General features: G+C 54.9%; 24 protein-coding genes and 1 other RNA gene. 16 read left to right on the forward strand and 9 right to left on the reverse strand.

All coding sequences use genetic code 11. The annotated features are described in order from the left end of the window. Positions 1–47 precede the first annotated feature (47 nt). Positions 48–409, reverse strand: a transfer-messenger RNA (tmRNA) gene (ssrA, locus tag PU624_RS08555). 43 nt (positions 410–452) lie between these two features. Beyond that, a complete protein-coding gene (gene smpB / locus PU624_RS08560) occupies positions 453–935 on the reverse strand; it encodes an SsrA-binding protein SmpB (RefSeq protein WP_283547281.1) in 483 nt (160 codons plus the stop codon). A gap of 158 nt (positions 936–1093) precedes the next feature. Between smpB and PU624_RS08565 the strand changes: the two genes are divergently transcribed. Beyond that, positions 1094–1528, forward strand: coding sequence for a type II toxin-antitoxin system RatA family toxin (locus PU624_RS08565; RefSeq protein ID WP_090958545.1), 435 nt, complete (start codon positions 1094–1096; stop codon positions 1526–1528). Beyond that, positions 1521–1814, forward strand: a complete 294-nt coding sequence (locus PU624_RS08570) for an RnfH family protein (RefSeq protein ID WP_283547282.1) — start codon at positions 1521–1523, stop codon at positions 1812–1814. The genes PU624_RS08565 and PU624_RS08570 overlap by 8 nt, the downstream gene beginning before the upstream one ends. Before the next feature lie 96 nt (positions 1815–1910). On the opposite strand, the gene bamE is transcribed toward PU624_RS08570, so the two are convergent. The 3 genes from bamE to nadK all read right to left on the reverse strand — a co-directional run bounded on the left by bamE (position 1911) and on the right by nadK (position 5069). Continuing rightward, positions 1911–2258 (reverse strand): outer membrane protein assembly factor BamE, encoded by a 348-nt coding sequence (bamE, locus tag PU624_RS08575; protein WP_090958551.1) that lies wholly within the window; start codon positions 2256–2258, stop codon positions 1911–1913. Positions 2259–2444: 186 nt separating this feature from the next. After that, positions 2445–4106 carry a DNA repair protein RecN gene (gene recN / locus PU624_RS08580; RefSeq protein WP_283547283.1) on the reverse strand — a complete coding sequence of 554 codons (1662 nt, stop codon included), beginning with the start codon at positions 4104–4106 and terminating at the stop codon, positions 2445–2447. 84 nt (positions 4107–4190) lie between these two features. Continuing rightward, on the reverse strand, positions 4191–5069 hold the full coding sequence (nadK, locus tag PU624_RS08585; protein ID WP_003848582.1) for an NAD(+) kinase: 879 nt from the start codon (positions 5067–5069) through the stop codon (positions 4191–4193). A gap of 122 nt (positions 5070–5191) precedes the next feature. On the opposite strand from nadK, the gene grpE reads away from it, so the two are divergent. Then, positions 5192–5773 carry a nucleotide exchange factor GrpE gene (gene grpE / locus PU624_RS08590; protein WP_283547284.1) on the forward strand — a complete coding sequence of 194 codons (582 nt, stop codon included), beginning with the start codon at positions 5192–5194 and terminating at the stop codon, positions 5771–5773. Between the two features lie 59 nt (positions 5774–5832). On the opposite strand, the gene ung is transcribed toward grpE, so the two are convergent. After that, positions 5833–6513: a uracil-DNA glycosylase gene (gene ung / locus PU624_RS08595; RefSeq protein ID WP_283547285.1), complete on the reverse strand. Its 681-nt coding sequence runs from the start codon at positions 6511–6513 to the stop codon at positions 5833–5835. Between the two features lie 243 nt (positions 6514–6756). On the opposite strand from ung, the gene grcA reads away from it, so the two are divergent. After that, positions 6757–7140 (forward strand): autonomous glycyl radical cofactor GrcA, encoded by a 384-nt coding sequence (grcA, locus tag PU624_RS08600; RefSeq protein ID WP_010672180.1) that lies wholly within the window; start codon positions 6757–6759, stop codon positions 7138–7140. A gap of 217 nt (positions 7141–7357) precedes the next feature. Here the strand turns inward: grcA and srmB are convergent, their stop codons facing one another. Further along, entirely contained in the window at positions 7358–8686 is a 1329-nt protein-coding gene (srmB, locus tag PU624_RS08605; RefSeq protein ID WP_010257676.1) for an ATP-dependent RNA helicase SrmB, read from the reverse strand. 165 nt (positions 8687–8851) lie between these two features. Between srmB and trmN the strand changes: the two genes are divergently transcribed. After that, on the forward strand, positions 8852–9601 hold the full coding sequence (trmN, locus tag PU624_RS08610) for a tRNA(1)(Val) (adenine(37)-N(6))-methyltransferase TrmN (RefSeq protein WP_283547286.1): 750 nt from the start codon (positions 8852–8854) through the stop codon (positions 9599–9601). On the opposite strand, the gene nadB is transcribed toward trmN, so the two are convergent. Beyond that, complete coding sequence (gene nadB / locus PU624_RS08615; RefSeq protein ID WP_283547956.1) at positions 9586–11205, reverse strand: L-aspartate oxidase; 1620 nt, start codon at positions 11203–11205, stop codon at positions 9586–9588. The genes trmN and nadB overlap by 16 nt on opposite strands. Before the next feature lie 412 nt (positions 11206–11617). On the opposite strand from nadB, the gene rpoE reads away from it, so the two are divergent. From rpoE to acpS, 11 genes are all read left to right on the forward strand, one after another. Further along, positions 11618–12193, forward strand: a complete 576-nt coding sequence (gene rpoE / locus PU624_RS08620; RefSeq protein WP_013358764.1) for an RNA polymerase sigma factor RpoE — start codon at positions 11618–11620, stop codon at positions 12191–12193. Between the two features lie 30 nt (positions 12194–12223). Next, a complete protein-coding gene (gene rseA / locus PU624_RS08625; RefSeq protein ID WP_136197280.1) occupies positions 12224–12877 on the forward strand; it encodes an anti-sigma-E factor RseA in 654 nt (217 codons plus the stop codon). Then, on the forward strand, positions 12877–13833 hold the full coding sequence (gene rseB / locus PU624_RS08630) for a sigma-E factor regulatory protein RseB (protein ID WP_283547287.1): 957 nt from the start codon (positions 12877–12879) through the stop codon (positions 13831–13833). The genes rseA and rseB overlap by 1 nt, the downstream gene beginning before the upstream one ends. Then, the gene (rseC, locus tag PU624_RS08635) at positions 13830–14294 is read left to right on the forward strand and encodes a SoxR-reducing system protein RseC (protein WP_283547288.1); all 465 of its coding nucleotides are present in this window, start codon (positions 13830–13832) and stop codon (positions 14292–14294) included. Before rseB ends, rseC begins: the two co-directional genes overlap by 4 nt. Positions 14295–14512: 218 nt before the next feature. Continuing rightward, positions 14513–16312: a translation elongation factor 4 gene (gene lepA / locus PU624_RS08640; protein WP_090958574.1), complete on the forward strand. Its 1800-nt coding sequence runs from the start codon at positions 14513–14515 to the stop codon at positions 16310–16312. 9 nt (positions 16313–16321) lie between these two features. After that, on the forward strand, positions 16322–17296 hold the full coding sequence (gene lepB, locus PU624_RS08645; RefSeq protein ID WP_283547289.1) for a signal peptidase I: 975 nt from the start codon (positions 16322–16324) through the stop codon (positions 17294–17296). Between the two features lie 131 nt (positions 17297–17427). After that, positions 17428–18108 (forward strand): ribonuclease III, encoded by a 681-nt coding sequence (rnc, locus tag PU624_RS08650; protein WP_090958580.1) that lies wholly within the window; start codon positions 17428–17430, stop codon positions 18106–18108. A 145-nt stretch (positions 18109–18253) separates the two neighbouring features. Then, a complete protein-coding gene (era, locus tag PU624_RS08655; protein ID WP_010257653.1) occupies positions 18254–19159 on the forward strand; it encodes a GTPase Era in 906 nt (301 codons plus the stop codon). 4 nt (positions 19160–19163) lie between these two features. Beyond that, positions 19164–19892, forward strand: a complete 729-nt coding sequence (gene recO, locus PU624_RS08660; RefSeq protein WP_283547290.1) for a DNA repair protein RecO — start codon at positions 19164–19166, stop codon at positions 19890–19892. A gap of 72 nt (positions 19893–19964) precedes the next feature. Further along, on the forward strand, positions 19965–20696 hold the full coding sequence (gene pdxJ / locus PU624_RS08665) for a pyridoxine 5'-phosphate synthase (protein WP_283547291.1): 732 nt from the start codon (positions 19965–19967) through the stop codon (positions 20694–20696). Beyond that, positions 20696–21076 (forward strand): holo-ACP synthase, encoded by a 381-nt coding sequence (acpS, locus tag PU624_RS08670; protein ID WP_090958586.1) that lies wholly within the window; start codon positions 20696–20698, stop codon positions 21074–21076. Before pdxJ ends, acpS begins: the two co-directional genes overlap by 1 nt. Here acpS and PU624_RS08675 read toward each other — a convergent pair. After that, positions 21073–21321: a YfhL family 4Fe-4S dicluster ferredoxin gene (locus PU624_RS08675; RefSeq protein WP_090958589.1), complete on the reverse strand. Its 249-nt coding sequence runs from the start codon at positions 21319–21321 to the stop codon at positions 21073–21075. The genes acpS and PU624_RS08675 overlap by 4 nt on opposite strands. Positions 21322–21357 lie beyond the last annotated feature (36 nt).

Raw genomic sequence — 21357 nt, forward strand, 5'->3', positions numbered from 1 at the left:
TCTTAGGACTTCATCGGATGACTCTGGTAATCACCGATGGAGAATTTTGGTGGAGCTGGCGGGAGTTGAACCCGCGTCCGAAATTACTACACCGTCGGCACTACATGCTTAGTCAGTTTTTACATTCGCCGGTTAGCTGCGAACAGACACGCCACTAACAGACTATCCTGATTGGATTTAACGCTTCAACCCCAGGCAAGGCATCCACGCGATCTCTTTTGGGTTTGACTTCTCTTGATCCCCGTCTTAAGAGCGGAAGCTAGGGAGAGAAGGCTAAGAGCAGGTTATTAAGCTGCTAAAGCGTAGTTTTCGTCGTTTGCGACTATTTTTTTGCGGCTTTTTACGAGGCAAACCGCCCCTCGGCATGCTCCTAAGGCTTCACAATCCCGTCGAGTCCAGAATCAGCCCCAGAACTTCAAATACTAGCAACAAAACAAATGAAAATCCAGTGCTTAACGCTTTGAATTCTTCATAATACGTGCTTTGTCTAACTGCCATTCGCGGTCTTTAATGTCTTCGCGCTTGTCGTGCTCTTTCTTACCGCGTGCAACACCAATCTTCAGTTTGCACCAGGCATTCTTCCAGTACAGCGACAGTGCCACGATGGTGTAACCTTCGCGGTTAACGCGGCCATACAGGGAGTCGAGTTCACGTTGCTTCAGCAGCAGCTTACGGCTGCGCGTCGGGTCACAGACCACGTGGCTGGAGGCAACGGCTAAGGGTTGAAAGGTTGAACCGAACAGAAAGGCTTCGCCATCGCGGAGCAGAATATAGCTGTCGCTGATGTTGGCTTTACCGGCACGAAGTGACTTAACTTCCCATCCTTGTAACGACAATCCCGCTTCATACTCCTCTTCAATGAAGTACTCGTGGCGGGCGCGTTTGTTCATGGCAACAGTGGCAGAACCGGGTTTGTGTGCTTTTTTCTTTGTCATAGTGCGGCGTATTTTACATCACTTAGTCGGTTATCGCATCCCCAGTCCAGCGGGGCAGCAGGAAACGGGATATTCTAGCACACCCTCACACGGGGACATTTTTGTTTAATCGCTGAAAATGCTATTATTCAGCGGTTTCGTGATGAACAGGAACCATTATGGCTCAGATTAGTCGTTCGGCGCTGGTCCCGTTTAGTGCCGGGCAGATGTACAAACTTGTAAATGATGTGGATGCCTATCCACAATTCCTGCCGGGTTGCACCGGAAGCCGCGTGCTGGATGCGTCTGATAATCAGATGACGGCGTCGGTGGATGTGTCGAAAGCGGGCATCAGCAAAACATTTACCACCCGCAACACCCTCACGGATAACCAGAGCATTCATATGCAACTGGTTGATGGGCCGTTCCGCAAGCTGACCGGCGGCTGGACGTTCGTCTCGCTGGGTGATGACGCCTGCAAGGTTGAGTTAAGCCTGGAGTTCGAATTCACCAACATGCTGGTAGAGATGGCCTTTGGACGTATCTTCAAAGAGCTGGCCAACAGCATGGTGCAGGCCTTCACTCAGCGCGCCAAAGAGGTCTACCGTGCCTGATATCTCCGTCGAGGTGGTCTATGCCTTGCCTGAAAAGCAGTATCAGCTTTATGTGAAAGTGGAGCAGGGCAGCACGGTAGAACAGGCCATCCTGAAGTCAGGATTGCTGGAACTGCGTCGGGAGATTGACCTCGCCAGTAATAAGGTTGGCATCTACAGTCGGCCAGTGAAACTGGATGATGAGGTTCATGAGGGCGATCGAATCGAGATCTATCGTCCGCTGATTGCCGATCCGAAAGAGCTGCGTCGTCAGCGCGCAGAGCGGGCGGCAGAAAGCAAAAAATAAGGCGTTATCACGCCAGATTCAGCGGATAACAGGCATAAAAAAGGCGCTCAGTGCGCCTTTTTTGCTGTCTGGACTTTCAAACGGTCTTTCGTTCAATCAGTCGTTGTTCGGTGACAGATTCTGCTTGTTGTCGATGTTAGTCAGAACACCGTTGCCATCGAAGTTCAGCGTCAGCGTCTGCTGCTTCACGCGCTCATGACCGGGCTCCTGACGGAAAACGTAATACCAGACGTTGCTGCCAAACGGGTCTTTCATCATCGGCGTACCGAGGGTGTAAGCCACCTGCTGCTGTGTCATACCGGTATGGATCTTGGCCACATCGTTGGCAACCAGATAGTTACCCTGGTTGATATCAGGACGATAGACCACGCGCTCTAAGGTGGAACATCCGGCGGTCATCATCAACATTACTACTGCCGCGGCAGTCAGCGTTTTACAGCGCATCTATACATTCCTTTTCCGGGGCCAAACGCCTTTTACAGGCGGCTTTCTTGCCATCAAAATCTGAACTCTGCCTGCGGCAGGCTTTATTACTTTGGCGACATAAGTGCCGATGATAATAAACCTTTTCGCTGTTGGAAACCTCTACAGAGCAAGCATATGACCACGGTGGGTTAAAAAAGTGCGCTGCTATGCGGCTAAAAGTTCTTTTGCGTTGGCCAGGGTATTGCGTGTGACCTCGCTGCCGCCCAGCAGTCGGGCCAGTTCCTGCAGACGCGCCCGCTTGTCCAGCGGCTGCATATGGGTTTCGGTCATCGCGCCATCTGTCTCTTTGCTGACATAGAAGTGCTGGTGACCGCAACCGGCAACCTGCGGCAGGTGGGTGACGCACATCACCTGGGTCGACTCGCCCAGCTGACGCAGCAGTTTACCGACGACGGCGGCGGTCGGGCCGCTGATTCCGACATCCACTTCATCGAAAATCATCGCCGGCGTTTCCATTTTCTTCGCGGTGATCACCTGAATCGCCAGCGCGATACGTGACAGTTCACCGCCCGAAGCGACTTTGCCCAGCGGCTGCAGTGGCTGACCTGGGTTGGTTGTTACCTGGAAATCGACGCGGCTCGCGCCGTCTGCCGTCAGCTGATCTGGATTAAAGGTCAGCGCGATTTTAAACTGGCCGTGCGGCATTGAGAGCAGATGCATACTCTGGGTAATCAGCTGCTGCAGCTCATCGGCATAGTGGCTGCGCTGCTGATGCAGCTGCTCAGCGCTTTGCAGCGCGGCCTGATAGTGTTCACCCACCAGTGATTGCAGGCTCTCCTGATCGCTCTCATGCTGCGACAGCAGCTCCGCTTCTGCCAGCAGTTGCTGATGCAGTTCAGGCAGTGCTTCTGGCGTGACGTGATGCTTACGCGCAAGGGCGATCTGGCGTGAAATGCGCTGTTCCAGTTCATACAGGCGGTTAGGGTCCAGATCCAGGCTGTCACAGTAGTGGCGCAGCTCATCGCTGGCTTCGGTCAGCTGAATCGCTGCCTCTTCCAGCAGGTTGTGAACGCCGTTCAGCTTTTCATCCAGCGAGGTCAGTTCTGAAATCATCTCACGCGCAGTGTAGAGCAGGCTGTTGAGATTGTTATCATCGCTGTCTGCTAACAGCTGCAATGCCTGCTGACTGGTGGATAGCAGTTGTCCGCTATTGGCCAGACGCTTGTACTCTTCGTCGATCTGCTCATATTCGCCCTGCTGCGGCGCGAAGTCGTTCAGCTCTTTAAGCTGATACTGCAACAGTTCGCGACGGGATTCGCGCTCCTGCGCCTGCTGCTGATGCAGCGCCAGGGTACGACAGCTCTGATGCCAGGTCTGATAGCTGGCGCGCATTTGCTGCAGCAGGTCGTCGTGACCGGCATAGGCATCCAGAAGATGTTTCTGGTGGTCGGGTTTGAGCAGAAGCTGATGGGCATGCTGACCGTGGATTTGGATCAGCAACTGGCCGAGATCGCGCAGCTGAGACAGCGGTACCGCTGTGCCATTGATAAAGCCGCGCGAACGTCCGTCAGCGCTAATCACCCGGCGCAGCAGACACTCGTTGCCATCATCCAGATGATTATCCGTCAGCCAGCGCTGGGCAGAAGGGGAGGACTTAAGCTGGAAGCGGGCGCAGAGGTCAGCCCGGCTGGCACCCTGACGCACCATGTCGGCATCAGCACGACCGCCCAGACATAATCCCAGCGCATCAATTGCGATAGACTTGCCGGCACCGGTCTCACCAGTGATTGCTGTCATGCCGCGTTGGAAATCAATGTCGAGCTCACGAACGATAGCGAAATTACTGATGGTCAGTTGGGCCAGCATAGGTTCACCTGTATGAATAAACACATATGGTTTTTCATACAGTATAAACTGGTTTTTTATCCAGTAAAGAGGCGCGGCGGGTTTTCAGAACAATTTTTTTGACCAGCCCAGTTTTGAACTCAGCGTATTGAAATAGCTGTAGTTTTTAGGGTGAATCAAATCAAGATGACCCGCACTGCGTCGAATCAGCACATCCTCGCCTTCCTGGATGGGCAGCGCAATCTGGCTGTCACAGCTGATTTCAAGGTCGCTGCGACGTGAAGAAAAGCGCAGACGAATGGTACTGCTGCTGTTGATCACCAGTGGCCGCGCCGACAGCGTATGCGGGAACATCGGCACCAGCACGATCGCTTCGAGGGACGGCGTCAGAATCGGGCCGCCCGCAGAGAGTGAGTAAGCCGTGGAGCCGGTGGGCGTCGAGATAATCAGTCCGTCAGAGCGCTGAGAAAAGGCGAACACTTCGTCGATGTAGACTTCGAATTCGATCATGTGCGCGACTTTTCCGGGATGCAGCACCACTTCGTTGATGGCGGAACCAATACGCGGCGAGCAGTCAGATTTGCACACCTGCGCTTCCAGCAGAAAGCGGCTCTCGACGAAATAGTTGCCCTGCAGCACCTCATCCAGCTGTTGCTGCGCATTGTCCGGGTCGAGGTCGGTGAGAAAACCGAGATTACCGCGGTTAATGCCAATGACTTTGATGTCATAACGCGCCAGCACGCGCGCTGCGCCCAGCATATTGCCGTCACCGCCCACCACGACCGCTAAATCAGCCTGCTGACCAATCTCCGCCAGCGTGCCTGTCTGTACGTCGTGAAGCGACAGCTCCTGCGCAATCTGCTTCTCAACGATCACTTGATAACCTTTGGCAGTCAGCCAGCGCCAGAGCATCTCATGCGTGGTTAACGCGGTGGGATGGCGCGGATGACCCACAATACCAATGCAGTTAAAGTGTTTGTTCATCTGGTCGGTGTTCCTTATAAGCCAAAACGGCAAGGCAATGTGATAGGTTCCCTTGAATCCGTCATACCAATCCCCATAATAAGCCAACCAGCGAAATGAATGTGCAAAACGCGGAGAAATTCATGAGTAGTAAAGAACAGAACACCCCAAACGAGCAAGTCTCAGACGAAATTCAGCAGGATCAGCAGCAACCTCAGGAAGCGGAGACAGCGGCAGAGGTGGATCCGCGTGATGAGCGTATCGCTCAGCTTGAAGCTGAATTAGCGCAGTCGCAGACCGGTGTGCGCGATGCACAGCTGCGTGCGCAGGCAGAGGTCGAGAACATTCGTCGTCGTGCCGAGATGGACGTTGAGAAGGCGCACAAATTTGCGCTGGAGAAGTTTGCCAACGAACTGCTGCCGGTGATCGATAGCCTGGAACGTGCGCTGGAAGTGGCAAACAAAGAAGATCCCCAGCTGTCATCAATGATTGAAGGGATTGAACTGACCCTGAAAGGCCTGCTGGGCGCCGTGCGTAAATTCGGTGTTGAAGTGGTCGGCGAAACCGGCGTGCCATTTAACCCGGAAGTGCATCAGGCGATGTCGATGATGGAGTCTGAAGAGTTTGAACCTAACCACGTCATGCTGGTAATGCAGCGTGGCTATACGCTGAATGGTCGCCTGCTGCGCCCGGCGATGGTTGCGGTGTCTAAAGCCAAAAGCTGATTCAACGCCTGAATCCCGTTACACGGCCGCGCACTGACGCGGCCGTGTGCTTTCTGCCGTTATGCCGGTAACACCGGTGTCCAGTCCACCGGTTTTTTACCGGCAGCGCTCAGCAGTTCATTGGTCGTCGAAAAGTGTTTGCTGCCGAAAAAGCCACGGTGCGCGGAGAGCGGCGAGGGATGCGGCGCCTGCAACACATGATGGCGCTGACGATCGATAATGCTGCCTTTTTTCTGCGCATGTGAACCCCACAGCAGAAAAATCACCCCTTCACAGTGCTGGTTAATCGCCGCAATCACATTATCCGTAAAGGTCTCCCAGCCGAATCGCGCATGGGAATGGGCTTTGCCCGCTTCAACTGTCAGCACCGTGTTCAGCAGCATCACTCCCTGCTTTGCCCAGCTCTCAAGAAAGCCGTGGTCAGGCTTCCGGAAGCCGGGAATATCCTGCATCAGCTCTTTGTAGATATTCTGCAGTGAGGGCGGCACCTGAACGCCGGGCAGCACTGAGAAGGCGAGTCCGTGCGCCTGATTTGGCCCGTGATAGGGATCCTGACCCAGGATGACAACGTTGACGTCACCCAGCTCCGTCAGGCGAAAGGCGTTGAACACATCTTTCTGCGGCGGATAGACCGTGACACCCTCGGCGCGCCGATCGGCGACCTGCTTCAGCGTCTCAATAAAATAGGGTTTCTCTTTCTCTTCAGCCAGCACGTCGTGCCAGGTCAGCTTTTCAGCCATGTTTAACTCCCATAACGTTAGTGCCGTAAGCTTAGCCGTTCCCGCCGCCGACCTGAAGGCCAAAATAATTTGAATAATGCAAATTGAGTTGAACTGACCGGGGTTTGGAGATCAACGGCTTAGCAGAAAAGCCGCCTGAACGTCTGATTAATATTGATACAGGTCAAAGCTGGCAGGAATGAAGGGTGGTATACCGGGGGCCTCAAATTTGATGTATTCACGTTTTATCCGGGAGACACAATCATGATCACTGGTATCCAGATCACTCAATCAAACAATTCACAGCTACTGAACTCCTTCTGGCTGCTGGATGAAGAGAAAGCCGAAGCGCGTTGCCTGTGTGCAAAAGCGGGCTACGAAGAAGATCAGGTTGTCGCCATCAGCGAACTGGGCGAATTTGCCTATCGTGAAGTACCGGTTGAAATCAAACCGCAGGTGCGTGTTGAAGGGGGGCAGCATCTGAACGTCAACGTGCTGCGTCGCGAAACGCTGGAAGATGCGGTTAAGCATCCGGAAAACTACCCGCAGCTGACCATTCGCGTTTCAGGCTATGCCGTGCGTTTTAATTCACTGACGCCTGAGCAGCAGCGCGACGTGATTACCCGTACCTTTACTGAAAGTCTTTAAGCAGCCTGAGTTAACAGGTGATGAAAATAAGCGCAAAGCGCACACAGCAATTTTTATCAATAGTATGAATGAGATAAACAGTTAACTGCCCGGCATTAACAGGCCAGTGTCACGAAGAAAGCGATCTGGTAGTAAAAATATTGTGAAAGGGCTGTTACTGATTATCAGATAAAAAAAATCGCCTCCTGTGAGGCGATTTTTTTATGCCTGCGATGATTTATTCCGCATTCTCGTTAGCTGGCGTACTGCCGCTTGCCTTGCGGCGTTTGCCGACATTTTTGGCATCACGATGGCGTTTTTTCACACGCGGTTTTTCAGTTTCGCTGGCTTTCTGCTCGGCACGCTTCGCCAGAACCTTTTTTGACGGTTTACCCGTGGTTTTGGCACTTGGCGCACGCGTCTCAGGACGCAGCTCATCAATCACACGCGCTTTGATCGGCTCGTTCACATAGCGGGTGATTTTACCCAGCAGCACGAAATCGTGTGCTTCAACCAGTGAGATGGCGATGCCTTTACGGCCCGCACGACCCGTACGACCGATGCGGTGCAGATAGGTATCCGCGGTACGCGTCATGTCATAGTTGAAGACGTGACTGACATCCTCAACATCGATGCCGCGCGCGGCGATATCCGTCGCAACCAGCACGTTAACGCGGCCTTCACTCAGACGCTTAATTGCTTCGTTACGCTTGGCCTGCACCATTTCGCCTTCAAGATAGCTGCTACGAATCCCCGCTTCGTGCAACCAGCTCACCAGCTCATGCAGACGTTCACGCTTACGCACAAACACGATGCTACGCGTCACATCCGGCTGTTTCAGCAGATGGATCAGTAATTTGGTCTTGTGCTGCAGATCATCAGCGCGGTAGTACCACTGCTGGATCTTTTTACGCTCACGACGGCTCGGGTCCGCTTCCAGCTCAACCGGATCGTTCAGCAGACGCTCGGCGAAGTCACGGATATTGTCGCCTTCCAGCGTGGCGGAGAACAGCAGGGTTTGCTTGCGCCAGCGCGTTTCAGCCGCGATGGTTTCGATATCCTGGGCAAAGCCCATATCGAGCATGCGGTCCGCTTCATCCAGCACCAGGGTTTCGACGGCGCGGCAGTCAAAGTTCTCTTCTTTGATGTACTGCAGCAGACGGCCGGTGGTCGCGACCACGATGTCCTGGTTTTCGCTGAACACTTCGGCATGGTTCATATAAGCCACGCCGCCGGTGATGGTGGCGATATCCAGATGGGTGTGTTTCGCCAGCTCACGCGCATGGTCGGCGACCTGCATCGCCAGCTCGCGGGTTGGGGTCACAATCAGGATGCGCGGTGGCCCGGATTTCTTACGCGGAAAATCAAGCAGGTGCTGCAACGCCGGTAACAGATACGCGGCGGTTTTCCCGGTCCCTGTAGGTGCCGAACCCAGAACGTCACGGCCCTCCAGCGCGGGCGGAATTGCAGCGGCCTGGATCACTGTTGGGCGCGTAAAGCCTTTTTCCTGCAACGCTTGTAGCAGGCTTTCGTCGAGTTCGAGTTCGGAAAATGTGGTTACTGTCATGGTCTACCTCAGTTTGGGGCGCTGATTATAGACAGATCAGACTGAATCTTCATCTGTTAATCCGTTTCGACTGCGCCTGGGGTTGTCTGCCGCGTGAATTCCCTCTGTCGTCACGTTACACTCATGCGCTGCCGTACGGCAGGAAAAAAACGATGGTAGTGACGAATGATGCAGGATAAGCCGCGTGAACGGCCACAGTTAAACAAGAACGGATTTACCTTTAAACAATTTTTTGTCGCGCACGATCGCTGTGCGATGAAAGTCGGCACCGATGCCATCCTGCTGGGGGCCTGGGCGCCGGTTGCCGGGGTAAGACGCATTCTGGATATTGGCAGCGGCAGCGGGCTGATCGCGCTGATGCTGGCACAGCGCACGCCGTCGCCGGTCGACATCGATGCGGTTGAGTTAGAACCGGAAGCGGCAGGGCAGGCGCTGGAAAATGCGCAGCAGTCGCCGTGGCCCGACCGCATTCAGGTGCATCAGCAGGATATCGCCGACTGGGCTGAGCAGTGCGATAAACGTTACTCGCTGATCGTCAGTAATCCCCCGTATTTCACGCCGGGTGTAGCCTGTTCTACTGCGGCTCGCGACAGCGCACGCGCAACGGCCTCGCTCGATCATCAGACGCTGTTACGCAGTGCCGCGTTGCTGATCGAAGAAGAGGGGATGTTCTGTGTGGTGCTGCCCACCGCCACCGGTCAGGAATTTATCGGGCTGGCGCAGGCGGATGGCTGGCATCTGCGTTTCCGGCTGGACGTGGCGGAATATGCCCATCGTCCGCCACACCGTGTCGTGCTTGGCCTGTCGCCGCAGGCCGGTGAGACGCTGCTGGAGCGCCTTGCTATCCGCGCGCCGGACACCCGTTATTCCGATGAGTGGTGCAGCCTGACGCGGGCGTTCTACCTCTTCATGTAGCCCGTCGGCGTCAGAATGGTCGGCAATGCCTCTGGCAATAAATCCGGATAGTCGCGGATATAGTGCAGGCCGCGACTCTCTTTCCGCTCCAGCGCACAGCGCACCATCAGGTCAGCGACCTGCACCAGATTGCGTAGCTCCAGCAGATTATTGGAGAGGCGGAAATGGTGATAATACTCATCGATCTCCTGCTGAAGCAGGTTGATTCGCCGCAACGCCCGTTCCAGCCGACGCGTGGTGCGTACGATGCCCATATAATCCCACATGAATAACCGCAGCTCGTGCCAGTTGTGCTGGATCACGACGCGCTCATCGGCGTCATCGACCTGACTTTCATCCCATGCAGGCAACGCAGTGACGGCTTCAATGGCGTGCAGGGTGCGGATCAGCTCCTCTGCCGCGGACCAGCCATAGACCAGACATTCCAGCAGTGAGTTGGATGCCATGCGGTTAGCGCCGTGCAGGCCGGTGTAACTCACCTCACCGATGGCATAGAGGCCACTGACGTCGGTCTGTCCATGCTGATCCACCACCACGCCACCACAGGTGTAATGTGCGGCAGGCACAATCGGGATCGGCTCTTTGGTGAGGTCAAAGCCAAAGGTCAGCAACTTCTCATAAATCATCGGGAAGTGCGCGCGAACAAACTCTTCAGGCTGGTGGCTGATATCCAGATACATACAGTCCACGCCCAGCCGTTTCATTTCATGATCGATGGCGCGGGCGACGATATCGCGCGGGGCCAGCTCGGCGCGCTCGTCAAAATCGGGCATGAAACGGCTGCCATCGGGACGCAATAGCCAGGCGCCTTCTCCGCGTAACGCTTCGGTTAACAGGAAATTCTGCGCCTGTGGATGAAACAGGCAGGTTGGGTGGAACTGATTAAATTCCAGATTGGCCACCCGGCAGCCCGCACGCCACGCCATCGCGATGCCGTCACCGGAGGCGATGTCGGGGTTGGTGGTATATTGATAGACTTTGGCGGCACCGCCGGTTGCGACGACGACGGCACGCGCCCGGCAGGTTTCAACCTGCTCGCGATTACGGTTCCAGATCCAGGCACCCACCACCCGGCGAGGACCAGGCAGGCCGATTTTATCTGAAAGGATCAGATCGACTGCGTTGGTGCGTTCCAGAATCCGGATGTTGGGATGGCTTAATGCCTGGCTCACCAGCGTGGTTTCTACCGCGTGGCCGGTGGCATCAGCGCTGTGCAGGATACGGCGATGACTGTGACCGCCTTCGCGGGTCAGGTGATAGCGCATATCGCCTGCCGCCTGCGGATCGAGATCAAAGGCGACGCCATTGTCGATCAGCCACTGCACGCAATGCCGGGCATTGCTGGCAATAAACGAGACCGCTTCACGGTCGCATAATCCCGCCCCGGCAATCAGCGTATCTTCGATGTGCGACTCAATGCTGTCTGTCTCATCAAATACCGCAGCAATACCGCCCTGCGCATACAGGGTTGAACCCTCATTGACCTGCGCTTTACTCAGAACGGTCACCTGATACTGTTTTGCCAGCCGTAACGCCAGCGACAGACCGGCGGCACCGCTGCCAACGATTAATACATCACACTCATAATCCGGGGTCACATTCATCATAATGTTTAATTTACTAAACAAGAATGCGTCTGAGCATAAGCGTAATGGGGGTTACTGTGAAGTATTTTAAACACCAGCCGCCGTTATTCGTCAGGGTATTTCTCAAAGTTACCTATAATCAGTGAGTTAAAATCCGGCCGCTTTGGGTGTGGTTTTTTATAGCAAACTTATTAAACCTAAAGGATTTAATGATGAAAAAGCTGTTGTCATAGGTTACTCTGCCTGCGATTTACGCTCCTTAAACTGAACGAAAACGAACAACCTGTGTAATGTCCATCGGAGCGGTAAATATCAGGGCGAGAAGTGAACTTCGCACCACATCACAACTCTAAGCGCATGCTTGCTCAGAACATGAGATGTGCTGGCAGTTACTTTTGCATATGAAAAATTTGGGGAGACATTACCTCGGATGAGCGAGCAGTTAACGGATCAGGTCCTTGTCGAGCGGGTTCAGAAGGGAGATCAAAAAGCGTTCAACTTACTGGTGATTCGTTACCAGCATAAAGTGGCGAGTTTGGTTTCACGCTATGTCCCCTCGGGCGACGTGCCTGATGTAGTACAGGAATCGTTTATTAAAGCGTATCGCGCACTGGACTCTTTCCGGGGCGATAGCGCGTTTTATACCTGGCTGTACCGCATTGCGGTAAACACAGCGAAAAATTACCTGGTTGCTCAGGGGCGTCGTCCGCCATCCAGCGATGTGGATGCGATTGATGCAGAAAATTTCGAAAGTGCGGGTGCATTAAAAGAAATTTCGAACCCTGAGAACTTAATGTTGTCTGACGAATTGAAACAAATTGTCTTTCGTACCATCGAGGCGCTACCTGAGGACTTGCGTATGGCAATCACCCTCAGGGAACTGGACGGTCTGAGTTATGAAGAGATCGCCGTCATTATGGATTGCCCGGTAGGCACTGTTCGATCACGTATCTTTCGTGCGCGAGAGGCCATTGATAACAAAGTTCAACCGCTTATCCAACGTTAGTGATAACGGCTACTGGAAGGGTACATAGGCATGCAGAAAGAAAAACTTTCCGCTTTAATGGATGGTGAGACCTTAGATAACGAGCTGTTTTCCGCCTTGTCTAAGGACGCAGAATTACAGAAAAGCTGGGCGAGCTATCATCTCATCCGCGACACCATGCGTGGTGATGTGGGCGATGTCCTGCATTTCGATATCTCTGCGCGCGTCGCTGCTGCCATCGAAAAAGAACCGCTGCGTACGGTCACCACGCTGATCCCTGAAGCTCAGCCAGAACCTTCCCGCTGGGAAAAAATGCCGTTCTGGAAAAAAGCGCGCCCATGGGCTGCGCAACTGACTCAGGTGGGTGTGGCTGCCTGTGTTTCACTGGCAGTGATCGTGGGCGTTCAGCACTACAATCAGCCTGCGGGCAGCGCCACACAGACCTCTGATTCGCCGGTGTTCAACACCATGCCGATGATGGGCAAAGCTTCTCCGGTAAGCCTGGGTGTGCCGTCTGATGCCTTTGACACTAACAGCTCTAATCAGCAGGTTCAGGACCAGCGTCGTCGCGTGAATGCCATGCTGCAGGACTATGAACTGCAACGTCGCCTGCATGCTGACCAGCTGCAGTTCGAAACCGACGCGCCAAAACAGGCGCAGGTTGATGTTCCCGGTAACCAGTCATTAGGACAGCAACAGCAGTAATGAAGCCGCTTTGGTATGCTGTTAGCCTGCTGACAGGCAGCCTGTTGTGGTCATCTGCCGCCCCGGCGCAAACTACTGCGTCCGGGGCGTTATTGCAGCAGATGGAGCAGGCAAGTCAGAATCTCAACTACGAATTCGCCTATATCAACGTCTCGCGCATCGGCATCGAATCGCTGCGTTATCGTCACGCGGTGATTGATAGCCGGATATTCGCGCAGTTGCTGCAGATGGACGGGCCACGCCGGGAAGTGATCCAGCGTGGCAACGATATCAGCTACTTCGAACCTGGCCTCGATCCTTTCTCGCTCCCTGGCAATCACATTATCGATGCCCTGCCGTCGGTGATTTTTGCCGACTTCACTAAGCTCGCCACCGCCTACGATTTTATTACCGTGGGCCGCTCGCGCATTGCCGATCAGATGTGCGATGTCTTGCGTATCGTTTCACGCGATGGCACGCGTTACAGCTATGTGGTCTGGCTGGATGTGGACACCAAGCTGCCGCTGCGCATCGACCTGCTCGATCGGGATGGCGAAACGCTGGAGCAGTTCCGCGTAATCAGCTTTGCGGTGGATGAAGGGGTGCGTAACCTGATGCAGGGGCTGGAGAAAGCGAATCTGCCGCCGTCGCTCTCCGTGCCGAAAGGTGATCCGGTCACGCTCACCTGGCAGCCTGGCTGGATCCCCGCCGGGATGTCGCTGGTGTCGCAGAACCGTCGCACGCTGCCGGGGCTGAACAAAAATATGGAGTCGAAGCTCTACAGCGATGGTCTGTTTAGTTTCGCGATCAACGTGACACCGGCCGATAAAACCAGCACAACGCAGACATTGCGCACTGGACGTCGTACGGTTCAGACCGTTGTGCGCAATAATAACGAAATTGCGGTGATCGGCGAGTTACCGCCTTCAACCGCAAAACGTATTGCGGACAGCATCGACCTGGGGTCACAAAAATGATGAGAGAATGGGCCACCGTGGTGGCATGGCAGGATGGCATCGCCACGCTGCACACCGAAGCAAAAACCTCCTGCAACAGCTGCCAGGCGCGTAAAGGCTGTGGCAGCCATATGCTGAATAAGCTCGGTCCGAAGAATGCCCACGTGATGCAGATCGCCAGCAGCAAGCCGCTGCAGCCGGGACAGCGCATCGAATTAGGCATCAAAGAGAGCAGCCTGCTCGGTTCGGCGCTGCTGGTCTACATGACGCCGCTGTCTGGCCTGTTCGTGGTCGCCGGTCTGTTTCAGTCGCTGTTCAATAGCGATCTGGCTGCGGCCTGCGGTGCGCTGCTGGGCGGCATCGGCGGGTTTATTGTCGCGAAAGGCGTTTCAATGAAATTCGGCGATCGCGAAGCTTTTCAGCCGGTCATTCTGAGCATTGCCTTGCCCCCTGATGCGCTGCGTGTTGAAAGCGAAGCGTAACGTACGTCCAGGCCGCGCATCCCGCGGCCTTTGTCCATTCTGCCTTGCGCAGATATCTGTTTCGCTTCCACCACGTTCCATTCTTTTATGCGCGGCGTTAACAGTGTAATATGCGTCGTCATTAATGAGGCTGACAGGATTGTGGGTAAAGAGCGATCTTCCTGAATGTGTCTGTGCTCAGGTTTTCAACTGAATTTTAAGCGAAGATATCCCAATAAATGAAGCACATAAGAAATTTCTCCATCATCGCTCATATCGACCATGGTAAATCTACGCTCTCTGACCGTCTGATTCAGATCTGTGGCGGCCTCACCGCTCGTGAAATGGCTGCACAGGTTCTTGACTCTATGGATCTGGAGCGCGAGCGTGGCATTACCATTAAAGCCCAGAGCGTGACACTCGATTACCACGCGAAAGACGGCCAAACTTACCAGCTCAATTTCATCGATACCCCAGGCCACGTAGACTTCTCTTATGAAGTTTCCCGCTCACTGGCCGCCTGTGAAGGCGCGCTGCTGGTGGTGGATGCCGGTCAGGGTGTTGAAGCGCAGACACTGGCGAACTGCTATACCGCGATGGAGATGGATCTGGAAGTGGTGCCGGTTCTGAACAAAATTGACCTGCCAGCTGCCGATCCCGATCGTGCCGCGCAGGAAATTGAAGATATCGTCGGCATTGATGCAACGGATGCTGTGCGCTGCTCAGCCAAAACTGGCGTCGGCGTACCGGAAGTTCTGGAGCGCTTAGTGCGCGACATTCCGCCGCCGGAAGGCGATCCGGAAGGCCCGCTGCAGGCTCTGATTATCGACTCCTGGTTTGATAACTACCTGGGCGTGGTTTCACTGGTGCGTGTGAAAAACGGCACCATGCGCAAAGGCGACAAGATCAAAGTCCTGAGCACCGGCCAGGTTTATAACGCTGACCGTCTGGGTATCTTCACCCCGAAACGTGTCGATCGTAATGAACTGAACTGCGGTGAAGTCGGCTGGCTGGTCTGCGCCATCAAAGATATTCTCGGCGCACCGGTAGGCGATACCCTGACAACCGCGCGTAACCCGGCAGACAAAGCGCTGCCAGGCTTCAAAAAAGTGAAGCCACAGGTTTACGCCGGTCTGTTCCCAATCAGCTCTGACGACTACGAAGCCTTCCGTGACGCGCTCGGCAAGCTGAGCCTGAACGATGCCTCGCTGTTCTATGAGCCAGAAAGCTCAACGGCGCTGGGCTTTGGTTTCCGCTGCGGCTTCCTCGGTCTGCTGCACATGGAGATCATCCAGGAGCGTCTGGAGCGCGAATACGATCTCGACCTGATCACCACCGCACCGACGGTAGTGTATGAAGTCGTGACCACCAGTGGCGATATCGTTCATGTCGACAGCCCATCCAAGCTGCCTGCGCTGAACAATATCGAAGAGCTGCGTGAACCGATTGCAGAATGTCATATGCTGCTGCCGCAGGAGTATCTGGGCAACGTCATCACGCTCTGTATTGAGAAGCGTGGCGTGCAGACCAACATGGTCTACCACGGCAATCAGGTTGCCCTGACTTACGAAATTCCGATGGCAGAAGTGGTCCTCGACTTCTTCGACCGTCTGAAATCAACCTCGCGCGGTTATGCCTCGCTGGATTACAACTTTAAGCGTTTCCAGCCTTCAGACATGGTGCGCGTTGACGTACTGATTAACTCTGAACGCGTGGATGCGCTGGCGCTGATTACCCACCGCGACAACGCGCCTTATCGCGGCCGCGATCTGGTTGAGAAAATGAAAGAGCTCATCCCGCGTCAGCAGTTTGATATTGCGATTCAGGCGGCCATCGGCAACCACATTATCGCGCGTTCAACGGTTAAACAGCTGCGTAAAAACGTCCTCGCCAAATGTTATGGCGGTGACGTCAGCCGTAAGAAGAAACTGTTGCAGAAACAGAAAGATGGTAAGAAGCGAATGAAGCAGGTTGGTAACGTTGAGCTGCCACAGGAAGCGTTCCTCGCCATTCTGCATGTCGGTAAGGACAGCAAATAAGGATTTCCAATGGCTAATATGTTCGCCCTGATTCTGGCGATAGCGACGCTGATTACTGGCATCGTATGGGTAATTGATCGTTTCAAATGGGCACCCGCGCGTCGCGCGAAACAGGCTGAGGTGCAGGCCCAGACCGGTAACTCACTCGACAGCAAAACGCTGGCGAAGGTCGCTGCAAAGCCAGGCTGGGTTGAGACCACCGCGTCTGTATTCCCGGTGCTGGCTGTGGTGTTCATCGTGCGTTCGTTTATCTACGAACCATTCCAGATTCCTTCTGGCTCGATGATGCCAACGCTGCTGATTGGTGACTTTATCCTGGTGGAGAAATTCGCTTACGGTATCAAAGACCCGATTACCCAGACGACGCTGATCCCAACCGGTCTGCCGAAGCGCGGCGACATTGCGGTATTTAAATACCCGAAAGATCCGAGTCTGGATTACATTAAGCGCGTTATTGGTCTGCCTGGCGACAAAGTCATCTATGATCCTTACAGCAAAACGCTGACGGTGAAGCCGACCTGTAGCGATGATAAAGCCTGTGACACAGCGTTAGCGGTGACCTACACCGACGTTGAGCCAAGCAACTTTATTCAGACCTTTAGCGGCTTTGATGGCAACGAAACCGGCAACGGTTTCTATCAGGTGCCACAGGGCGATACCCTACGCGGTGGTCTGCGCCTGGCGACCCGCAAAGAGACGATTGGTAACGTGACGCATGACATTCTGCTGGTAAACGAAGCGCAGAGTCAGGCAGGCATGTATTATCAGCAGCCGGGTCAGCCGCAGTCGAGCTGGGTCGTGCCGAAAGGGCAATACTTCATGATGGGCGATAACCGTGATAACAGCGCCGACAGCCGCTACTGGGGCTTTGTCCCGGAGCGTAATCTGGTCGGTAAAGCGGTCGCTATCTGGATGAGCTTTGAGAAACAAGAAGGTCAGTGGCCAACCGGCGTGCGATTCAGTCGCATCGGCGGTATCCACTAATAATATTGTCTGATTAACAGGCAAATCGGGTGGCCTCCTCAGGGAGGCCACTGCACACCAAACGGAACGTGTTGGATTGCCAGCCCCGTTTGGTATGCAGAGTCACAGACGCAACAAAGAACTGGAATCGCATGAACCCCATCCTGATTAACAAGCTTCAGCGCAAACTGGGCTACACTTTTACTCATTCGGAACTGTTACAGCAGGCACTGACTCACCGCAGCGCCAGCAGTAAGCACAACGAACGCCTGGAATTTCTTGGCGATTCAATTCTTAGCTATGTGATTGCGAATGCCCTTTATCACCGCTTCCCGCGGGTGGATGAAGGTGACATGAGCCGCATGCGCGCCACGCTGGTGCGCGGCAATACGCTGGCTGAAATGGCCCGCGAATTTGATATTGGCGAGTGTCTGCGCTTAGGGCCAGGCGAGCTGAAAAGCGGCGGTTTCCGTCGTGAATCGATTCTTGCAGATACGGTGGAAGCGCTGATTGGCGGTATCTTCCTCGACAGCGGTATTGAGCGGGTAGAGCAGCTGATTCTCGACTGGTATCAGAGCCGTCTGGACGAAATCAGTCCTGGCGACAAACAAAAAGATCCGAAAACGCGTCTGCAGGAGTATCTGCAGGGACGTCATCTGCCGCTGCCAAGTTATCTGGTAGTGCAGGTGCGTGGCGAAGCCCACGATCAGGAATTCACCATTCACTGTCAGGTGAGTGGTATGGCCGAGCCGGTCGTCGGCGTCGGCTCCAGCCGTCGTAAAGCTGAGCAGGCAGCGGCTGAGCAGGCGCTGATAAAATTAGGTCTCGAATAGATCTGTCGGGGTGACAGGTGCCGGACGGCGCTGAATCAATCACCCTCTGTCAGTTCTATCACGGCGTCAGAAGACGCTGAATGACACATGACTCAAATAGCACTCTTTCAGCGCCGCATCAGGCGCTGAACAATTCAGGACTCGAATGAGCGAAAACGTTACTTATTGCGGCTTTGTCGCGATTGTTGGCCGACCAAACGTCGGTAAATCCACCTTACTGAACCAGTTACTGGGGCAGAAGGTGTCGATCACCTCGCGTAAGCCGCAAACCACGCGCCACCGCATCATGGGCATTCACACCGAGGGCGAATATCAGGCGATCTACGTCGATACCCCGGGTCTGCACATGGAAGAGAAGCGTGCCATTAACCGTCTGATGAACCGCGCAGCCAGCAGTTCGATTGGCGACGTAGAACTCGTGATCTTCGTCGTTGAAGGCACCCGCTGGACGCCAGATGATGAGATGGTGTTGGGCAAACTGCGCGACAACAAAGTGCCGGTTGTGCTGGCGATCAATAAGGTCGACAACATTCAGGATAAAAGCATCCTGCTGCCGCATCTGCAGTTCCTGAGCCAGCAGATGAACTTCCTGGACATCGTGCCTATCTCTGCTGAGAGCGGCAAAAACGTGGATACCATCGCGGCGATTACCCGCAAGCACCTGCCGCAGGCCGATCATCACTTCCCGGAAGATTACATCACCGACCGCTCACAGCGTTTCATGGCATCAGAGATGATCCGTGAAAAACTGATGCGCTTCCTGGGAGCTGAACTGCCTTACTCCGTCACAGTTGAGATCGAGCGCTTCGTCACCAACGAACGCGGCGGTTACGACATCCATGGTCTGATCCTGGTTGAGCGTGAAGGGCAGAAGAAGATGGTGATTGGCAACAAAGGCGCCAAAATCAAAGTCATCGGAACAGAAGCGCGCAGGGACATGGAAGAGATGTTCGAAGCGAAAGTGCATCTCGAACTGTGGGTGAAAGTGAAATCCGGCTGGGCAGATGACGAACGTGCACTGCGCAGCCTGGGTTATACAGACGATCTCTGATTCAATGGAAGGCTGGCAACGCGCCTTTGTGCTGCATAGTCGTCCCTACAGCGAAACCAGTCTGTTGCTCGACCTGTTCAGTGAAAGCGAAGGGCGGGTGCGGGTACTGGCTAAGGGCGCACGTTCGCGGCGCTCGAACCTGAAAGGCGCATTACAGCCTTTTACCCCGCTGCTGGTTCGCTGGAGCGGGCGCGGGGAAGTCAAAACCCTGCGCAACGCCGAAGCGGTGTCGCTGGCTTTACCGCTCAGCGGCATCACGCTTTACTGCGGTCTCTACGTCAATGAACTGGTCTCACGCGTATTGCAGCAGGAATCTCCCTTCCCGGAACTCTTCTTCGACTATCTCAACTGTCTTCAGGCCTTAGCCTCAACGCACGGCAAGCCCGAACCGGCACTGCGACGCTTTGAACTGGCGCTGCTCGGTCACCTGGGTTACGGCGTCGACTTCCTGCACTGCGCCGGCAGCGGCGAGCCGGTCAGCGACGACATGACTTACAGCTATCGTGAAGAGCGGGGTTTTATCGCCAGTCTGGTGGTGAATAATCGCAGCTTTACCGGCCGCGAGTTGCAGGCCCTGTGCGAGCGAGAGTTTCCCGACGCCGATACCCTGCGTGCCGCAAAGCGCTTTACCCGCATCGCCCTGAAGCCGTATCTTGGCGGCAAGCCGCTGAAAAGTCAGGAGCTGTTCCGCCAGTTTATCCCGAAGAAAAAGCCCGAACAGGCAGAAGAATAGCGCTGGTCGTACCGCCTGTTTATATTTGCGCGGTACACTCAACATCACGATGGAAAAGAAGTGAGGATGGTCATGGCTGAGTTGCTGTTAGGCGTCAATATCGATCACATTGCCACGGTGCGAAACGCGCGTGGGACAAACTATCCCGATCCGGTGCAGGCAGCGTTTATCGCCGAGCAGGCGGGCGCTGACGGTATTACCGTGCACCTGCGCGAAGATCGCCGTCACATCACCGATCGCGACGTGCGTATTCTGCGTGACACGATCCAGACGCGCATGAATCTGGAGATGGCGGTCACCGATGAGATGATCGGCATCGCCTGTGATATCCAGCCCCATTTCTGCTGCCTGGTGCCGGAAAAGCGTCAGGAAGTGACGACGGAAGGCGGACTGGATGTGGCGGGTCAGCAGGAGAAGATGAACGCGGCCGTGCGACTGCTGAAAGATGCCGGCATTCTGGTTTCGCTGTTTATCGATGCCGATCACCGCCAGATCGAAGCGGCCGTTGCCACCGGTGCGCCTTATATCGAAATCCACACCGGCGCGTATGCCGAGGCACCAGAAGGTCTGGCGCGTGACGCTGAGCTGGCGCGCATTCGCCATGCCGCGACCTTTGCCGCCAGCCTGGGGCTGAAGGTCAATGCCGGTCACGGTCTGACCTACCACAACGTGCTGCCGATTGCGGCGCTGCCGGAAATGCATGAGCTGAATATCGGCCATGCGATTATCGGTCGTGCGGTGATGAGTGGCCTGCCGGATGCGGTCAGAGAGATGAAACAGCTGATGCGTGAAGCCCGCCGCTGATGGCTATTCTCGGACTGGGGACGGACATCGTTGAGATTGAACGCATCGCCGGGGTGATAGAGCGCTCCGGCGATCGGCTGGCGCGTCGGGTACTGAGCGAAGCCGAATGGCAGCAGTATCAGGCGCACAAGCAGCCGGTGCGCTTTCTTTCCAAACGCTTTGCGGTGAAAGAGGCGGCAGCAAAAGCCTTTGGCACCGGCATTCGCGGTGGCCTGGCGTTCAATCAGTTTGAAGTTTACAACGATGCGCTGGGGAAACCGGGGTTACGCTTCTTTCAGCATGCCGCCGACGTGGCGGAAAAGCTGGGCGTTAAGCATGTCCACGTGACGCTGGCCGATGAGCGTCACTACGCCTGCGCCACGGTGATCATTGAAAGCTAGCCGTGCAGCAGCACGAACTTCTCCCACAGCGCATCGCGTGATTCGGTGTGCTGTGGGTCAATGATGATGGTGTTGTCGATGGGGCAGACCCGCTGACAGGTTGGCACTTCATAATGCCCGACGCATTCCGTGCAGCGGCTGACATCAATCTCATAGATCGCATCGCCCAGTGAAATCGCCTGGTTCGGGCACTCCGGTTCACACATATCGCAGTTAATGCATCTGGACGTAATCAACAGCGCCATTTTACCCACCTGATAACAACAGAAAAAGCGCGGGTA

The sequence above is a fragment of the Pantoea sp. Lij88 genome (genome assembly GCF_030062155.1).
Lineage (GTDB): Bacteria > Pseudomonadota > Gammaproteobacteria > Enterobacterales > Enterobacteriaceae > Pantoea.

What these genes read in the sequence shown, in the direction of transcription:
- trmN (WP_283547286.1), top strand. Translation starts at nt 8,852, where the DNA reads ATGATGCAGGATAAGCCGCGTGAACGGCCACAGTTAAACAAGAACGGA.
- recN (WP_283547283.1), bottom strand. Translation starts at nt 4,106, where the DNA reads ATGCTGGCCCAACTGACCATCAGTAATTTCGCTATCGTTCGTGAGCTC.
- grpE (WP_283547284.1), top strand. Translation starts at nt 5,192, where the DNA reads ATGAGTAGTAAAGAACAGAACACCCCAAACGAGCAAGTCTCAGACGAA.
- grcA (WP_010672180.1), top strand. Translation starts at nt 6,757, where the DNA reads ATGATCACTGGTATCCAGATCACTCAATCAAACAATTCACAGCTACTG.
- PU624_RS08565 (WP_090958545.1), top strand. Translation starts at nt 1,094, where the DNA reads ATGGCTCAGATTAGTCGTTCGGCGCTGGTCCCGTTTAGTGCCGGGCAG.
- ung (WP_283547285.1), bottom strand. Translation starts at nt 6,513, where the DNA reads ATGGCTGAAAAGCTGACCTGGCACGACGTGCTGGCTGAAGAGAAAGAG.
- smpB (WP_283547281.1), bottom strand. Translation starts at nt 935, where the DNA reads ATGACAAAGAAAAAAGCACACAAACCCGGTTCTGCCACTGTTGCCATG.
- srmB (WP_010257676.1), bottom strand. Translation starts at nt 8,686, where the DNA reads ATGACAGTAACCACATTTTCCGAACTCGAACTCGACGAAAGCCTGCTA.
- rseC (WP_283547288.1), top strand. Translation starts at nt 13,830, where the DNA reads ATGATGAGAGAATGGGCCACCGTGGTGGCATGGCAGGATGGCATCGCC.
- recO (WP_283547290.1), top strand. Translation starts at nt 19,164, where the DNA reads ATGGAAGGCTGGCAACGCGCCTTTGTGCTGCATAGTCGTCCCTACAGC.
- lepB (WP_283547289.1), top strand. Translation starts at nt 16,322, where the DNA reads ATGGCTAATATGTTCGCCCTGATTCTGGCGATAGCGACGCTGATTACT.
- bamE (WP_090958551.1), bottom strand. Translation starts at nt 2,258, where the DNA reads ATGCGCTGTAAAACGCTGACTGCCGCGGCAGTAGTAATGTTGATGATG.
- PU624_RS08675 (WP_090958589.1), bottom strand. Translation starts at nt 21,321, where the DNA reads ATGGCGCTGTTGATTACGTCCAGATGCATTAACTGCGATATGTGTGAA.
- acpS (WP_090958586.1), top strand. Translation starts at nt 20,696, where the DNA reads ATGGCTATTCTCGGACTGGGGACGGACATCGTTGAGATTGAACGCATC.
- nadB (WP_283547956.1), bottom strand. Translation starts at nt 11,205, where the DNA reads ATGAATGTGACCCCGGATTATGAGTGTGATGTATTAATCGTTGGCAGC.
- rseA (WP_136197280.1), top strand. Translation starts at nt 12,224, where the DNA reads ATGCAGAAAGAAAAACTTTCCGCTTTAATGGATGGTGAGACCTTAGAT.
- pdxJ (WP_283547291.1), top strand. Translation starts at nt 19,965, where the DNA reads ATGGCTGAGTTGCTGTTAGGCGTCAATATCGATCACATTGCCACGGTG.
- rpoE (WP_013358764.1), top strand. Translation starts at nt 11,618, where the DNA reads ATGAGCGAGCAGTTAACGGATCAGGTCCTTGTCGAGCGGGTTCAGAAG.
- rnc (WP_090958580.1), top strand. Translation starts at nt 17,428, where the DNA reads ATGAACCCCATCCTGATTAACAAGCTTCAGCGCAAACTGGGCTACACT.
- nadK (WP_003848582.1), bottom strand. Translation starts at nt 5,069, where the DNA reads ATGAACAAACACTTTAACTGCATTGGTATTGTGGGTCATCCGCGCCAT.
- lepA (WP_090958574.1), top strand. Translation starts at nt 14,513, where the DNA reads ATGAAGCACATAAGAAATTTCTCCATCATCGCTCATATCGACCATGGT.
- era (WP_010257653.1), top strand. Translation starts at nt 18,254, where the DNA reads ATGAGCGAAAACGTTACTTATTGCGGCTTTGTCGCGATTGTTGGCCGA.
- rseB (WP_283547287.1), top strand. Translation starts at nt 12,877, where the DNA reads ATGAAGCCGCTTTGGTATGCTGTTAGCCTGCTGACAGGCAGCCTGTTG.